A 14,321-nucleotide genomic window follows, 5' to 3' on the forward strand; every position below is an offset into this window, starting at 1 on the left:
CGTAACGCGGGGCATCCCGAATGGCGAAGCGGGCCCGCGACGCCTACGGTCGGAGGCATGCCTGATGTCCTCCCCGACGAGCGCCCCCTCCGCATCGCGTTTGTCGTGCTCCACACCTCCCCCCTCGACGAGCCGGGCACCAAGGACGCGGGCGGCATGAACGTCGTGGTGCTGGCGCAGGCGGAGGCGCTCGCGGACCGCGGCCACCAGGTAGAGCTCATCACGAGGCGCAGCGACCCCGGCTCCGCTCCCACCGTGCAGCTCGGCGACAACCTCCGGCTCCACAACCTGGAGGCCGGCCCCGCTCGACTCATCTCGAAAGGCGAGCACGAGCACGTCATCGACGAGTTCCGGGATGCGCTCGCCGTGCTCCTCGACGAGCTGTCCGTCGACGTGCTCCACGCCCAGCACTGGTTCTCCGGCGTCGCCGCCCTCCCCGTCGCGCGCGACCTGGGCATCCCGATCGTGCAGAGCTTCCACTCCATCGCCGCCGGCAGCTCGACGCCGCTCGCCGACGGGGAGCGCGCGGAGTCGCCAGGCCGTCTCGCCGGCGAGGCGATGCTCGCGAAGTCGGTCGACGCAATCGTCGTCGTGAGCAGGGCGGAGAGGGACACCGTCCTCTCGAGGCTCGGCGGCGCCTCGGCGATCACCCACATCGTGCCGCCCGGCGTCGACGCTGACCTCTTCTTCCCGGCCTGGGATGCGCGGGCCGAGCCAGCCGCCCGGGAATCGCGACCCAATCGCGCCCTGTCAGCTGGGCGCCTGCATCCGCTCAAGGGCTTCGACCTGGCGCTCGACGCGATCGCCGAGATCGACGACGACGTGCGCCCCGACTACGTGCTCGTGGGGGCCGCCCCTCCGGACGAGGATGGGCGCGCCTACGAAGCGAAGCTGCACGAGGCGGTGGCGCGGCACGGGCTCGCCGAGCACGTGCAGTACATCGGTTCGCTCAGCAGGCAGGCGCTCGCCGCCCAGCTGCGGCTCGTCGACGTCGTGCTGATCCCGTCGCACTCCGAGACGTACGGTCTGGTCGCCCTCGAAGCCGCAGCCTCGGGAGTGCCGGTTGTGGCCTCCGCCGCGGGCGGGTTGCGCGAGGCAGTTGTCGACGGCGTCACCGGCACGCTGCTCGAGACCCGCGACCCCGCGGACTGGGCAGCCGCCATCGCGAGCATCCTGCGTGACCCGGCACTTGCCGAGCGCCTGAGCGTCGCAGCTCGCGAGCACGCGCTCGCCCACTCCTGGGATCTCAGTGCCGAGGGCCTCCTGGCCGTGTTCCGTCAGCTGGTCGTTCAGTCGGGGCAGGGGTCGTCGCGTGCCTGAGGGCAGCGAGAGCCTGCTCGACTCCGTGCGCCACGCATTGGTCGTGCACGCGCATCCCGACGACGAAGCTCTCGCGGGCGGAGCGCTGCTGCGCGAACTGCATGAGCGCGGCGCCAAGGTGACGCTGGTGACCTGCACGCGGGGTGAACTCGGTGAGATCGTCGCGGGCGTCCTTCCCGCCGACACGTCGGTCGCGGACCTCGCGGACGTGCGCGAGCGTGAGCTGCGCGGGTCCCTCTATGCGCTCGGCATCGACGAGCACCGGTGGCTCGGGACACCGCCCGCACGCGCAGCGGGCCTCGAGGCGCGCGAGTACCACGACTCCGGGATGCGCTGGCTGCGGCCAGGTCTCGCGGGTCCCGCCGATGACACCGACCTGCGGGCGTTCAGCGTGGCCCCGATCGAGGAGGTGACGGCCGACCTCGCCGCCGTCATCGCGCACGACGAACCGGATCTCGTCGTCAGCTACGACGCGACGGGCGGCTACGGGCACCCCGACCACGTTCGAGCTCGGGAAGCGAGCCTCGCCGCCGCGCAGGGTGCCGGCGTCCGGTTCGCCGAGCTCGTCGAGCAGAGCGAACGTGATCTCGCGGCCGAGATCGGCGACCTCGAATGGTTCGACCTCGAGCAGCACCGCGACGCCGTCGTCGCGGCCCTGCGCAGCCACCGCACGCAGCTCACCGTCGACGATGACGGCTCCGCGCTCGTGCACTCCGGCGGTCAGCGCCAGGACGTGCACCTCGCGATCGGCCTGCGCGAAGTGGTCGCGTAGGCCGCGTTCCTGGAATCTGGCAACGAAGTCGGTTTCGGGGCGTCACACGCTGTCTTCCGATGGTTGGCTCGTCTAGGCTCGCCGTGCAACATGCTCCGGGGTCGGTGAAAGTCCGAACCGGCGGTGAGAGTCCGCGACCCGCTCGTCCGCGAGCGGTTGACTCAGTGAAATTCTGGGACCGACGGTTAAAGTCCGGATGGTAGGTGCATGGGAGGCGCTCGTTTCGGCGAGGGCCTTCGTTGGCGTCGGCTGCCGGAATCTCCGGCTGCGCCGGCACCGGGATATGGCCCCGTGGCACGCGAAATGCGGAGGTCACCGGCGATGCCGATCCAAGAATCCAACCGCGTCGAGTCTGTCGACGCCGCCATGCAACTGGCGCTCTCCCTCGCGGCCCGCGGGCCGATCAGAGACCCGAACCCCAGGGTCGGTTGCGTGCTCCTCGCACCGCCGTCTCCGGGCGGCGGCCCGCGCCGCATCCTGGGACGCGGCTTCCACCGAGGGGCGGGCACCCCGCACGCGGAGGCCGCCGCGCTCGACGACGCCCGGTCTGCCGGGGCGGAAGTGCGGGGTGCGACCGCCGTCGTGACGCTCGAACCGTGCTCCCACACCGGACGGACGGCATCGTGCGCGGACGCCCTGCTCGAGGCTGGCGTCGCGGAGGTCGTGTTCGCGGTCGCCGACCCGAACCCGGTTGCCTCCGGGGGAGCTGCGCGGCTGCGGTCGAACGGGGTGCGCGTGCTCGAGCGGCTCCGGGTTGCCGAAGGCGAGGCGCTCCTGCGCGCCTGGCTCACCGGCGTCACCGAAGGCCGGCCCTTCGTGACGCTCAAGCTCGCCTCCACGCTCGACGGGCGGGTCGCCGCCGCAGACGGGTCGAGCCGGTGGATCACCTCGGAAGCCGCGCGGCTGCACGCGCACCAGCGGCGGGCCGAAGCCTGCGCGATCCTCGTGGGCACGGGCACGCAGCGCTCCGATGACCCGACGCTCTCCGTCCGCGGGCCCGCGGCCGTTCATGCGCCCCAGCCTCTGCGCGTCGTCATGGGCATGCGGGATGTGGCCGCCGATGCCGCCGTTCGCGCCGACCCCGAGCTGTTCGTCCACCTGAGGACCCACGACCCAGTCACCGCGCTCGAGGAGCTGCACCTGCTCGGCGCCCGCCACGTGATCGTCGAGGGCGGTCCGACCATCTCGGCGGCGTTCCTGCGAGCTGGTCTCGTCGACGAGATCGACGCCTACCTCGCGCCGATCCTCCTGGGCGACGGCGCGAGTTCCGTCGCGTCGCTCGACGTCGGGCGTCTGCGCGACGCGAACCGGTGGACCACTGAGTCCGTGCATCCGCTTGGCGTCGACACGCTCATCCACCTCGTTCGGGACACGCGCGCGCACCCCCAGCACGTCGGCGCCGTCGCGGCCGAGGGGGTCGCAGCATGAGTGGCCAGCTCGCCCGCGCGCTCGACGCGCTGCAGGCCGGACGCCCGGTGCTCGTCGCCGACGACTCCTCGCGCGAGAACGAGGTCGACGCGATCCTCGCCGCCAGCACTGCGACGCCCGAATGGGTGGGGTGGATCATCCGCCACTCGTCGGGACTGCTGTGCGCGCCGCTGCCCGGCCACCTCGCCGACCGGCTCGAGCTGCCGCTCATGGTCGAACGCAGCGAGGACGCCCGCGGCACCGCCTACACGGTCACCGTCGATGCGGCCGCTGGCGTGACGACCGGCATCTCCGCGAGCGACCGGGCCACGACCGTGCGAGCGCTCGCGGCCGCCGGCTCGACGCCGCGCGACCTCATCCGCCCCGGCCACGTGCTGCCGCTGCGAGCCGTCGACGGTGGCGTGCTCGAGCGGCCCGGCCACACGGAAGCGGCCGTCGACCTCGTGCGCCTGGCTGGTGCAGGCGAGGTCGGCGTCATCGCCGAGCTCGTGCGCGACGATGGCGAGATGCTCTCGTACACCGAGGCGGGCGCGCTCGCATCGGCATACGACCTCGTGCTGCTGCACGTCGACGACATCGTCGACTACCGGAGGCGGCACCCGGGCTTCCCGGCTCTGACCGGCACGGAGAGCCACCACCACCACGAAACGAGCACGCGCGCCGCGGAGGCGCTGACGAGAGGAGCACGGCGATGAGCGGACAGGGAGCACCAGCGGTGCAGGCAGACGGCACCGGGATGAGGGTCGTGATCGTCGCGGCTCGATGGCACGACACGGCGATGGCGGCGCTTCTCGACGGGGCGCACCGGGCGCTCGAGACGTCCGGCGTCACCGACGTGCGGATCGTGCGGGTGCCCGGCTCCTTCGAGCTGCCCGTCGCCGCGAGCCGAGTCGCCGCCAGCGGGCCCGATGCGATCGTCGCCCTCGGCGTCGTCATCCGCGGCGGAACCCCGCACTTCGAGTACGTGTGCTCTGCCGCGACCAACGGCCTCACCGATGTCGCCGTGCGCACGGGCATCCCGGTCGGGTTCGGCGTGCTGACCTGCGACGACGAGGAGCAGGTGCAGGCACGCATCGGCCTGCCAGGCAGCTTCGAGGACAAGGGGGCGGACGCGGCGCTCGCCGCGGTCGCGACGGCCGCCGCCCTTCGCGACTTCCCGGCAGCAGCTGGAACGGCGGGTCAGTAGCGTGTTCACTGGGATCATCGAGGAGCTCGGCCAGATCACGAGCATCATCAGGCACGACACGGATGCGCGCCTCACGGTGCGCGGCCCGCTCAGCGTGAGCGACGCCAAGGTGGGAGACTCCATCTCCGTCGAGGGCGCGTGCCTCACCGTCGCCGAGCTGCACGCCGATGCCTTCACGGCCGACGTCATGGGGGAGACCCTGCGCGCATCCACCCTCGGGGGCAGAGCGGAGGGTGACGCCGTGAACCTCGAACGGGCCATGCGGCTCGGCGACCGTCTCGGCGGCCACATCGTGCAGGGGCACATCGACACGACGAGCGAGGTGCTGGAGGTCGAGCACTTCGACGCGTGGCGGCGCATCCGCTTCGCCATCGACCCGGTGCACGCCGGGTTGCTCGTCGACAAGGGGTCGGTGGCGGTGTCCGGGGTGTCGCTCACGGTTAGCGCGGTCGGGGCCGTCAGCGCCGAGGGAGCTGCGGGCCCGAGCGGCGCGCCCGGGGACGGTCACTGGTTCGAGGTGTCGCTCATCCCCGAGACGCTCAGCGCGACGACGCTCGGCACGCTCGATGTGGGCCACCGCGTCAACGTCGAGACGGACGTCCTCGCGCGACACGTGGCTCGGCTCGTGAGCTTCGCGACCTCCGCGAGTGATGGAGCTGCGCGGACTCAGTGACCTGAGGGTGGAACGGGCGGCGGTCCGCTCAGGCGTCGCGGAGCCGCGTGTGCAGCTCCGCGACGCGCGCGCGGATGTCGTCGCGCACGAGCCGCATCCGCTCCATGCCGGTGATGCCGCGCTCGGAGGGCTCGTCGGTGATCCAGCGCTCGACGGGAGCCGTCACGCCGTCCGGCAGCTGCGCTTCGTCGCCGAGGACCACGACGAGGTCGGTGTCGTCGAGCATCTCCGAGGTGAGCGGCTTGGGATGCTCCTCGCCGACGTCGATGCCCAGCTCGGCGAGCGATTCCACCGACTCGGCGTTGAGGGAGCCGCCCGGCGCGGTGCCGGCGGAGGCGACGCTGATCGACTCGTCGCCGAGCGCGCGCAGGAGGGCGGCCGCCAGCTGCGACTTGCCGCCGTTCTTCTTGCAGACGAAGACGACGCTCGTTGGGGTGCTCATGCTGGTCCGATCGTGGGGGTGGTGCCGGTACGGGGGTCTGTGCTCATGGTCGGGGACGCGGTTGAACGGCGGCGGAAGGCCACGGTCGCACCGTCTCGTCCACGAGCGTGAAGCACCAGCCGGCGTGGTCTTCGTCCCCGTCCTTCGGATAGGCCAGGGGATGTCCATAGGAGCCGAACACGTCGGCTGGCGGCGGCTGCTTGAGAAGGGCGGTGCGCTCCCGCTCCCGTTGCGGACTTCGCGTCTCGCGTGTGCTCTCGAGTGGTTCCAAGCGTGCACTGCCGGGAACGTGCATCCACTCTTGTCGCGGAAGCCGAACCTGGGCGAGGGCCACGTAGACCGCCGAAAGCGACTCGACGGTGCCCGAGATCAGCCAGGGCTGCGAGACGCGGGCCTCCGCATACTGATCGAAGTGCCACCGGATGCGGTCGAGCTCGGTGCCGAAGAAGCCGCGGGAAGCGAACTCGGCCTGGCGCTCGACACGGTCGCCGACCGTCACGACTTCGCCGTCCTCCTCGAGCTCACTGACGGAGCACAGCACGCGGATCATGCGAGCAAGGCTCTCACGCCGACCGCCACGGGGCCGGAGTATCCGGCCGGCACCTGGGGCAGAATGGGGCGATGCAGGGTCATGGTGCAGCCGAAGCCAGCGAAGGCGCCGCGCGCGACGACAGCGACGCCGCTGGCCGGAAGGCCGCGGCTGTCAGCGTCCTCGAGTCGTGGCGCGTCGACTCGGGCCGCGTCATCGCCCACGCCGCCCACCGCGAGCGCTTCGAGCGATCCGTCGGCGAGCTGTTCGGGGAGGCGGCGACCGCCCACCCGCTGCTCTGGTCGGGAAGCCCCGCAGGCACCAACACCGTCGACGCCGACTGGCGACGAATCTGGGCCGACGTGTTCGAGAGCGTGCCCCTCGCCGACTCATGGTTCCCGCGACTGTCGGCACGCCTCGACGGCGAGGGTGACACCGACGGCGACCGCGTGCTCATCGAGCTCGCCCTGCGGCCGGCCCCGGAGGCACGGCCGCTCACGAAGCTCGCGACGCGCCTCGACGAACGCCGCTGGCCGACCGTCAAGGGCCCGGACTTCCCGTCCCTGTCGCAGCTCCGTGCGAGCGCTGCCGAGCAAGGCGCCGCGGACGCGCTGCTCGTCGACGATCGCGGCGTCATCACCGAGGCGGCCTATGGCACCGTCGTCGGCTGGCGCGGCGAGACCCTCGTGATCCCCGCCGCGAATCGGCGCGTTCCGGGAACCACGTTGGGCGTGCTCGAGAAGCTGCTCGCCACGGCGGGCATCCCGCGCGTGGAAGGCGAGCTGCTCGCCGACCCGCTCGCCGCATCCGCCGACCGGGGGTGGGATGAGCTCTGGTACCTCAACACGCTCCACGGCATCAGCCCCGTCTCGATGCTCGACGGCACCCGCCTCGGCCTCGACGTCGCCCGCGTGCGACGCTGGCGGCCCCGCCTCGAGGAGACGAGCGCCGTGCCGCTCCTCGACGGCCGCCCGCCTGACGGGCGCGGCGCGTGATCGTCGTCGTCGACAACCGCGACTCCTACACCTACAACCTCGTGCAGCTGCTGTTCGAGCTCAGCGACCGCGAGGTCCGGGTCATCGACGCCGGTGACCCCGCTGACATCCGCGTGTGCGTCGGCTGGGTCGCCGATGGCCTCGTCTCGGGGATCGTCATCTCGCCCGGGCCAGGGCATCCGGCCACCGCCGCCGACTTCGACGGGTCGGCCGCGGTGCTGGATGCTGCCCTCGCGCCAGGGGTGGACCTGCCCGTCTTCGGGGTGTGCCTCGGGCACCAGGGCATCGCCCTCCACTTCGGCGGCGAGGTCGTCGCCGCCCCCGAGGCGAGACACGGCTGGCGCTCGCCACTCGAGCACGACGGCACAGGCCCCTTCACCGGGATCCCTCAGCGCACGCTGGTCACCCGCTACCACTCGCTCGCCGTCCGCGAGCCGCTACCAACAGGTTTGCGGGTGACCGCTCGCAGCGAGGACGGCGTCGTGCAGGGCCTCGAGATCGAGGGCAGACCCGTCTGGGGTGTGCAGTTCCATCCGGAGTCGATCGCGAGCGAGCACGGACGACAGATGCTCGCGAACTTCGTGGCGGCAGTGGATGCGGCTCGCCGGGTCGCACCTCCCCGGGGGGAGCCAGCCGGACGCGAGCTGGGACGGGGCGGTGCGCCCGCCCACGGCTCCGACGCGGTCGCTCCGCCGGCGCGCGACCTCTTCGTCGCGAGCCGCGTCGTGCGCGGGCCGCAGGGCGACGGGCGTGCGGCCGCCGAGGCCGCCGCCACGCAGATCTACCGTGACGTGCTGCGGCAGGGATCCGCGAGCGTGTGGGTCGATGTGCCGGACGAAGCGGGCAGGCAGGCGCAGTGGAGCATCCTCGCGGACGACGCCGCCATCTCGGACGGAGGCGCGGCGAGCGAACCGGCCCGAGTGCTGCGGCTGTTCGGCGATGGCAGCTTCGAGACCGTGCAGGAGACGCTCGAGCGGAGGCTCCCCGTCGGCGGCGAGGGCCTCGCGTTCCGCGGCGGACTGCTCGGCTACTTCGGCTACGAACTCGGCGTCCGGATGCTCGGTGCGCTGCCCCCACGGGGTGACGCCGCCGAGCCCGACCTCCCGGACGCGTGGTGGCTCGACCCGCGCCGCGCCGTCATCGTCGACCGCGCGACCGGCGCGGTCACGGTCGTCGCGACGGCCTCGACCCTCGCGCTCGCGGAACCAGCGGCAGACAGCTTCGCGGAAGTCGTTCGCGACGCGCTCGATGCCGAGCCTCGAACGACGCTCGTCGACGCGCCCAGCTCGCCCCGCGCATCCGCCAGCCCTGGCCGCCCGGACACCCTCGTCGCCGGAACCTGGCACACGTCCAGAGCCCAGTACGCCGCCGACATCGCCCGGTGCCGCGAGCGCCTCCTCGCCGGGGACTCCTACGAGCTGTGCCTCACCAACGAGTTCAGGCCGGACGCCGACCCGGACCCGCTCGATCTGTTCCTCGAGCTCCGCGCCTCCGACCCGGCCCCCTACGCCGCGCTGCTCGAGTTCGACGGCGGCGCGATCGTGAGCGCCTCGCCAGAGCGGTTCCTGCGCGGCACCCCAGACGGCGACTACGAGACGAAGCCCATCAAGGGCACCACCGCCCGCGCATCCGACCCGCTGCTCGACGCGGCAGCCGCCCGCGAGCTCGCGAACGACCCGAAGGTCTTCGCCGAGAACCTCATGATCGTCGACCTGCTGCGCAACGACCTCGGCCGCGTCTGCGCGCCCGGCACCGTCCACGTGCCGAGCCTCATGGCCGTCGAGTCGTACGCGACCGTGCACCAGCTCGTGACCACGGTTCGCGGCTCGGCGCCTGGTGTCCCCCCGCTCGACGTCGTGCGGGCGCTCTTTCCCGGCGGGTCCATGACGGGTGCCCCAAAGCTGCGCAGCGTCGAGCTGCTGCGCGACATCGAGGGCCGCGACCGCGGCGTCTACTCGGGCGCACTCGGCGTGCTCGGCGCCGACGGCTCGACCGAGCTGAGCATCGTCATCCGCACGGCCGTTCGTGATGCCCGAGGCTGGTCGATCGGGGCAGGCGGCGCGATCGTGCTCGCGAGCGACCCGGAGGCCGAGACGCTCGAAGTGGAGCTGAAGGCGAGTGCCCTGCGTCGTGCCTTCGCGAGGTCGTCGCGGAGCTGAGGCGGGTTTCGTCAAGCCGCGGCGTCCGTGCGGACCCGATTTGGCCGCACATCGCACTCATGGTGGACAGGCACCGCGGGTACGAACCGCGTAGGCCGCCGCAATCGTCCGTCATACAGCGTCGCGAAGGTGGACCCGGCGACACGTCTGTCACAGGATTGTCAGATGCTCGTGAGCCGCTCGGCTCCGAACAACACCCGACAGCAAGCTCGACAACTGGGAAGGAGTTCGCACATGTGCCGTCTGCTCGCTTACGCAGCCCCACGTGACACCACCGTCACGAAGGTGATCGGAGACATGAACAGCGACGCCTTCCAGCGCATGACCAGCGTGCACAACGACGGCTGGGGCACCGCCTGGCTCGCCGCCGGGTTCGGCGAGACCGAGCGCGAGATCGAATCGCTGCGCGTCTCGACGCCGGGTCAGAACGACCCGCTGCTGTCGACGCTGCTCGCGGACGCGCCCTCCAACGCCCGCATCGTGCACCTGCGCCTCGCGACCGACGACTTCAAGCGCACCAAGGTCAACACGCACCCGTTCGTGTCGGATGGCCTCGCCTTCGCGCACAACGGCTCGATCGTTCCCACGTGGCGCTTCGACGACCTGCTTCGCCCGGAGATCCGCGCGACCATCGCTGGCGACACCGACAGCGAGCTGTACTTCGGTCTCGTGCGCCAGGGCGTCCGCGACGGGCTCTCGCTCGAGGACGCGGCCGCTGCCGCCGTGCGCGTGCTGCGCGCCGAGTTCCCCGAATCGAGCCTCAACGCGACCATCCTCTCCGCGGACGAGCTCGTCGTCGTCCACGCCTCGAGCACCGCTCACGTCACCGAGGAGACGTTCGCGCGCTACGGCATCGACGCATCCACGCTGCCCAACGGGCACACCGACGAGTACTACCGGCTCAGCATGCTCCGCGCGGCCGACGGCACCACCGTCTTCTCGTCGACGGGTATCGACACGGCCGGCTGGACCTCGGTTCCCGAGGACACGATCTCGCGCGTCGACCTCGACTCGCTCGACTTCACGCAGCGCGCGCTCTTCTCGAGCGCAGCCGAGGCGCGCGCGTCGGTGTCCGGGGCAGCCGTGGCCACGGCATCCGCTCAGCCGCGTCTCGTCGCCGTCTGAGTCGCGAGCCTCGCCTCGGTCTGCCCTGCTTCGCCGGCCCCGCCCGCAGGGTTTCGGGATGGAAACCTCGCTTCGTTGCGGGAAGTTCTCCAGCACGAAGCGAGGTTTCCATCCCGAGAGCGTCCCCGCACCGAGCTGAAACGCGGGCCTACAAGGCCAGGCCCGTGTGCTTCCACCAGAGCTCGTACGTGACGACCATGAGCGCGATGTAGGCGGGGAGTACCACAAGCGAGAGCCGGAGCAAGTCGCGCGGGTCGAGCCCCTGGCCGTCACCGTCGGCATCCGTGAAAACGAGCAGGGCCTTCGAGCTGACCGGCAGCGTGAGGCAGTAGTCGAGGCCGATGCTCACGATGAACACCACCGCGACGGGGGAGAGGTCGACCGTCGCAGCGAGCGCGAGGAACGGTGGGATGAGCGCGATCGCGCGCACGGTGTGCGATGTGACGTAGAAGTGCGCGGTCACTGAGAGCGCCGCGATGATGACCACGAGTGCCAGGGCAGAGGTGAGCCCCTCGATGCCGCTCACCGCGAAGAGGCTGGAGACGATCCAGTCGCCTGCCCCCGTCTCCACAAGCGCTCCGCCGAGCGCGAGCGCCCCGGCGACGAACAGCACAAGCGGCCAGGACACCGCGGCCACGCCTTCCTTCCACTTCATCACACCGATGCCCGGGGCGCAGAGCACAACGGCGGCGATGATCGTGACGGCCGCGATGCCGAGCCCGTGCAGCGGCTCCGTCAGCCAGCCGACAAGCGCAAGGCCGACGACCGCAGCCACGATGCGCTCGGCGCGCGTGAGCGGCGACCGCCCTGACGGCTGCAGGGACACCTGGTGCGCGATTGGCCGGCGACGCTCGTCTCGGCGAAGGAAGAGGGCCTGCACGGCGACGCACACCACGACGCTCGCGGCGATACCGAACGGCGCGCCCCAGAGCGCCCACTGCAGGTAGGAGATGGTGTCGCCGGTCGTCTGCTGCAGGAGGTCGACGGCGACGAGGTGCGACGTCGCGCCCACGAGTGTCGCCGTCGTCGAGACGAGCACGACCGTGGGCATCAGCAGTGCGAGGGCCTTCGCGATCCGCGCGTCGCCCAGCCGCTCCGTCAGCGAGCGGTAGACGGGAAGCAGCACGGCGGCGCGACCCGAGGTGGATGGCACGAGGAACGACAGCGGGACGACGGCCGCGGTGACCATCCACATCAGTCCGCGCACCGTCCGTGCCCGCCCGACGATCGCGCTCGTCAGGCGAGCGGCGAGCCCGGAGCCCGCCGTGGCCCCGCCGATGATGAACGCCCCGATGATGAGCCACACGACGTCGTTGCCGAGTGCGGAGAAGAACTGCTCCTGGCGCCCCGTCGGGATGCACGCCAGCAGGCCAGCGCCGAGCGCGACGTAGCCGGGCTCGAGGTCGGTCAGCGTCCACAGCACCGTGGCCGAGCCGAAGGCGAACAGCGCCAACCGCACCTCCGCCGGGAGCTCGCCGGGTAGGCAGACCACTGCCCCGATGACCGCGATGAGGGCCATGGCCCAGCGCGTGCGGATGGGCAGGCGAGTCCAAGCGGCGAGGAGCGCGCGGAAGGGGATCGGTGAGCGCTTGCGGTGCTGGGTGCTCTGCTCTGCCCCAAGCTCCTGCCGCGGCTCGCGCTCCTGATCCCGGTCGTGTGCCTGCTCCTGGTCGGCCGTAGCCCGCGCGCTCACGACACGCTCCGCAGCAGCGGCACCGGCTCGGAACGCTCGACCTGCCCGAGCTGGCAGCCGATCATCATGAGCCGCATGGAGCGTTCGGCCGCGTCGGTGAGCAGCTGCGGCGAGCGGGCGATCGACTCCTCCAGGGTCAGAGGAAGCGGCACGATCGACACGATCGCGTCGATGCCGATGTCGTGCACGTCTCGCGCGTGCCGGCCGATGGTGCCGGCGAGCGCGAACACGGGCTTCCCCTGCTCCTTGGCACGTCGCGCGACCTCGGCGGGCACCTTGCCGTGAGGTGTCTGCTCGTCGATGGACCCTTCGGCCGTGATGACGAGGTCCGCCTGCCGCACGAGGGCATCCAGGTCGATGTGGTCGAGCATGACCTCGAACCGCGGCATGAGGCGCGCTCCGATGCCGCCGGCCAGGCCAGCCCCGAGACCACCGGATGCGCCGGTGCAGCTGCCCGTGGCGAGGTCGTACGACTTCGGCTGCACGCCGTCGCGGCTCAGCACGCCGGCCCAGCGCTCGAGCGCCGCGTCGAGGGTGTCGACCTGCTGGGGCGTCGCCCCCTTCTGCGGGCCGAAGACGCGGGCCACGCCGCGGGGGCCGGTGAGCACGTTGTGCGGGTTGCAGGCGACGAAGACATCGACGCTCGAGAGACGACCGTCGAGTCCGGAGAGGTCGAGAGCCGCCACGTCCGCGAGGGAGTTGCCTCCCGGACCGATCTCGGCGCCGGCCGTATCCGTGATGCTCGCGCCGAGCGCCTGCAGCGCGCCGGCCCCTCCATCGCAGGTGCCGGAGTCGCCGCAGCCGACGAGGATGCGCTTGGCGCCCTCGTCGAGGGCGGCGCGGATGAGCTCACCGACACCATAGGTCGTCGTGGCGCCCGGGTCCCGCAGGTCCTGCGGCACGAGGCGGAGCCCCGCGGCCTCGGCCATCTCGACGACCGCGGTACCTTTCGCGTCACCCCCGAGGAGGGCGAGGACGGCGGACACCGGGTGCCCGACCGGGCCCGTGACCGTGCGCTCGACGAGTCGACCTCCCGTGGCGGCCGCGAGCGTCCGCGCCGACCCCTCGCCGCCGTCGACAACCGGTACGCGGTCGATCACCGCACCGGGGAGCACCCGGCGCACACCGGACGCGATGGCGTCCGCGACCTGCTCTGCCGAGAGGCTTTCCTTGAACCCGCTGGGGGCAACCAGAATGCGTCCTGGAACCTGTGTCATCTTCGCCGACCTCCTCGAGGCCACAGCGCCAATCGCTGCGGCGTGAGTACGACACTGGTCGCCGTTCATAAACCGTTCATGACCCGTTCATGAGGAAGATCTCACGGCACGAGCTGCAGCGATCCAGCGCGTCCTCGGGCGAGCAGCACTGCCCGGCGGGCGGGGCCGCTATTCGACGGGGATGTTCTCGAAGCGCGGGTAGCTCTCGCCGATGACCACGTCGAAGCTCGTCGTGCCGTCCTGCGGCGCCGCGAACACGGCCCAGACCGGCATCGGGATGCCGTCAGTGCCGATCGCCGTTACGTAGTCGGTGGTCCAGAAATCCAGACCGGTGCTCTCAAGGGGTGAATACTGCTTGAGGTTCCCCTGGTCAATGAGGACAGGTTCCCACCTGCGCTCGCCGTTGAAGTCATACAGCCTGAAGTCCGTGTACGTCGGCGAACTCGGATCCGCATTCGCCAGGTGCGGCGTGATGAACGCCGTCATGATCTGCGTCTTGCCCTCGACTCTGAGCGGGTAGATCTCGACCGTCGCGGTGCCGAGGCCGTTCGGCATCGTCACCTCCTGCGTCGCGACGACCTTCGACTCGTCGTAGGCGACGACCCCAGGCTCTCCAGAGGCCTGACCCTGCGAGCCGTCTGTGTGGGAGGTGCTGTCGGTGCCGTCGGTCTGCTGCGAGGCGCCGTCCCCTCCGCCGAGCAGCGAGCATCCGCTCAGCGCGAGCGTGCCGACGAGGAAGATGCTGGCCAGGGCTGTGCTGCGTGTTCTGCTCATGGTGGTGC

The 14,321-nt window shown here is 71.4% G+C and carries 14 protein-coding genes and 1 riboswitch; of the genes, 9 read left to right on the forward strand and 5 right to left on the reverse strand.

Annotation, left to right across the window (positions count from 1 at the left end; genetic code table 11):
• Window positions 1-57: 57 nt before the first annotated feature.
• From HDC34_RS16465 to HDC34_RS16490, 6 genes are all read left to right on the forward strand, one after another.
• Window positions 58-1,320, forward strand: coding sequence for a glycosyltransferase (locus HDC34_RS16465; protein WP_179557833.1), 1,263 nt, complete (start codon window positions 58-60; stop codon window positions 1,318-1,320).
• On the forward strand, window positions 1,313-2,092 hold the full coding sequence (locus HDC34_RS16470) for a PIG-L deacetylase family protein (protein ID WP_179557834.1): 780 nt from the start codon (window positions 1,313-1,315) through the stop codon (window positions 2,090-2,092). The genes HDC34_RS16465 and HDC34_RS16470 overlap by 8 nt, the downstream gene beginning before the upstream one ends.
• An 87-nt stretch (window positions 2,093-2,179) precedes the next feature.
• Window positions 2,180-2,304, forward strand: a riboswitch (FMN riboswitch).
• 109 nt (window positions 2,305-2,413) lie between these two features.
• Window positions 2,414-3,520 carry a bifunctional diaminohydroxyphosphoribosylaminopyrimidine deaminase/5-amino-6-(5-phosphoribosylamino)uracil reductase RibD gene (gene ribD / locus HDC34_RS16475; RefSeq protein WP_179557835.1) on the forward strand — a complete coding sequence of 369 codons (1,107 nt, stop codon included), beginning with the start codon at window positions 2,414-2,416 and terminating at the stop codon, window positions 3,518-3,520.
• Window positions 3,517-4,215, forward strand: coding sequence for a 3,4-dihydroxy-2-butanone-4-phosphate synthase (ribB, locus tag HDC34_RS16480; protein ID WP_179557836.1), 699 nt, complete (start codon window positions 3,517-3,519; stop codon window positions 4,213-4,215). The genes ribD and ribB overlap by 4 nt, the downstream gene beginning before the upstream one ends.
• The gene (gene ribH / locus HDC34_RS16485; protein ID WP_179557837.1) at window positions 4,212-4,706 is read left to right on the forward strand and encodes a 6,7-dimethyl-8-ribityllumazine synthase; all 495 of its coding nucleotides are present in this window, start codon (window positions 4,212-4,214) and stop codon (window positions 4,704-4,706) included. The genes ribB and ribH overlap by 4 nt, the downstream gene beginning before the upstream one ends.
• 1 nt (window position 4,707) lies before the next feature.
• Entirely contained in the window at window positions 4,708-5,379 is a 672-nt protein-coding gene (locus HDC34_RS16490) for a riboflavin synthase (RefSeq protein WP_179557838.1), read from the forward strand.
• A 28-nt stretch (window positions 5,380-5,407) separates the two neighbouring features.
• Here the strand turns inward: HDC34_RS16490 and HDC34_RS16495 are convergent, their stop codons facing one another.
• Both HDC34_RS16495 and HDC34_RS16500 read right to left on the reverse strand, forming a co-directional pair.
• Complete coding sequence (locus HDC34_RS16495) at window positions 5,408-5,821, reverse strand: low molecular weight phosphatase family protein (protein WP_179557839.1); 414 nt, start codon at window positions 5,819-5,821, stop codon at window positions 5,408-5,410.
• Window positions 5,822-5,864: 43 nt separating this feature from the next.
• Entirely contained in the window at window positions 5,865-6,371 is a 507-nt protein-coding gene (locus tag HDC34_RS16500; RefSeq protein WP_179557840.1) for a hypothetical protein, read from the reverse strand.
• A gap of 71 nt (window positions 6,372-6,442) precedes the next feature.
• Here HDC34_RS16500 and HDC34_RS16505 point away from each other — a divergent pair, with 71 nt between their 5' ends.
• From HDC34_RS16505 to HDC34_RS16515, 3 genes are all read left to right on the forward strand, one after another.
• Window positions 6,443-7,345 (forward strand): aminotransferase class IV, encoded by a 903-nt coding sequence (locus HDC34_RS16505; RefSeq protein WP_179557841.1) that lies wholly within the window; start codon window positions 6,443-6,445, stop codon window positions 7,343-7,345.
• Window positions 7,342-9,504 (forward strand): chorismate-binding protein, encoded by a 2,163-nt coding sequence (locus HDC34_RS16510; protein ID WP_179557842.1) that lies wholly within the window; start codon window positions 7,342-7,344, stop codon window positions 9,502-9,504. The genes HDC34_RS16505 and HDC34_RS16510 overlap by 4 nt, the downstream gene beginning before the upstream one ends.
• 234 nt (window positions 9,505-9,738) lie before the next feature.
• Complete coding sequence (locus HDC34_RS16515; RefSeq protein WP_179557843.1) at window positions 9,739-10,629, forward strand: class II glutamine amidotransferase; 891 nt, start codon at window positions 9,739-9,741, stop codon at window positions 10,627-10,629.
• A 148-nt stretch (window positions 10,630-10,777) separates the two neighbouring features.
• Here HDC34_RS16515 and HDC34_RS16520 read toward each other — a convergent pair whose 3' ends face one another.
• The 3 genes from HDC34_RS16520 to HDC34_RS16530 form a co-directional block, all read right to left on the reverse strand.
• A complete protein-coding gene (locus HDC34_RS16520) occupies window positions 10,778-12,322 on the reverse strand; it encodes an SLC13 family permease (RefSeq protein WP_179557844.1) in 1,545 nt (514 codons plus the stop codon).
• The gene (locus HDC34_RS16525) at window positions 12,319-13,539 is read right to left on the reverse strand and encodes a glycerate kinase (RefSeq protein ID WP_104312919.1); all 1,221 of its coding nucleotides are present in this window, start codon (window positions 13,537-13,539) and stop codon (window positions 12,319-12,321) included. The genes HDC34_RS16520 and HDC34_RS16525 overlap by 4 nt, the downstream gene beginning before the upstream one ends.
• Window positions 13,540-13,707: 168 nt before the next feature.
• Window positions 13,708-14,313 (reverse strand): hypothetical protein, encoded by a 606-nt coding sequence (locus tag HDC34_RS16530; RefSeq protein ID WP_179557845.1) that lies wholly within the window; start codon window positions 14,311-14,313, stop codon window positions 13,708-13,710.
• Between the last annotated feature and the right edge of the window lie 8 nt (window positions 14,314-14,321).

This window comes from Pseudoclavibacter sp. JAI123 (assembly GCF_013409665.1).
In the GTDB taxonomy this organism is placed as follows: domain Bacteria; phylum Actinomycetota; class Actinomycetes; order Actinomycetales; family Microbacteriaceae; genus Pseudoclavibacter.